The 606-nt window shown below is 65.0% G+C and carries 1 protein-coding gene; it reads left to right on the plus strand.

All coding sequences use genetic code 11. The annotated features are described in order from the left end of the window. The first annotated feature begins 49 nt into the window (after nucleotides 1-49). Complete coding sequence (gene tnpB / locus NKH89_RS35705; RefSeq protein WP_352483897.1) at nucleotides 50-406, plus strand: IS66 family insertion sequence element accessory protein TnpB; 357 nt, start codon at nucleotides 50-52, stop codon at nucleotides 404-406. Nucleotides 407-606: the final 200 nt, after the last annotated feature.

A 606-nucleotide genomic window follows, 5' to 3' on the forward strand; every position in this document is an offset into this window, starting at 1 on the left:
CCGATACCAAGACGGTGGCTGCTGTAATCCGCGCGCTGAAGGCAACGACGTGATCGGGCCAACGGGTGCGGTCAAGGTCATGGTGGCGACGAAGCCAGTCGACTTCCGCAAGGGCGCGGAAGGATTGGCGGCGCTGGTGCGAGAGACGATGGGAGCCGATCCGTTTAGCGGGGCCGTTTACGTCTTCCGGGCGAAGCGGACGGACCGGATCAAGCTGATCTTCTGGGATGGCACCGGAGTCTGCCTCTATGGCAAGCGTCTGGAGGACGGCGAGTTCCGCTGGCCGAAAGTGCATGACGGCATGATGCGGCTGACGGCCGCGCAACTATCGGCGCTGCTCGAAGGTCTCGACTGGCGGCGGGTCCACGAGGCGCGCCGGACCCGCGTTCCGGTTCAGGCGGGCTGACCCGCGACGAAGTGAATCAGCCTGGATTCCGCTGTCGCGGGATATCGGCGAATATGGTCTGATCCGGTCATGGCGATGGCGGCTGACCAGCTTCCCGACGATCCGGACGCGCTGAAGGCGATGGTCCTGGCGCGCGACGTCGAGAACGCCCGCCTGATCCAGATCATCAAGGAATTGCAGCGTCACCGCTTCGGCCGTCG

The organism is Mesorhizobium sp. M0923, from assembly GCF_040319365.1.
In the GTDB taxonomy this organism is placed as follows: domain Bacteria; phylum Pseudomonadota; class Alphaproteobacteria; order Rhizobiales; family Rhizobiaceae; genus Mesorhizobium.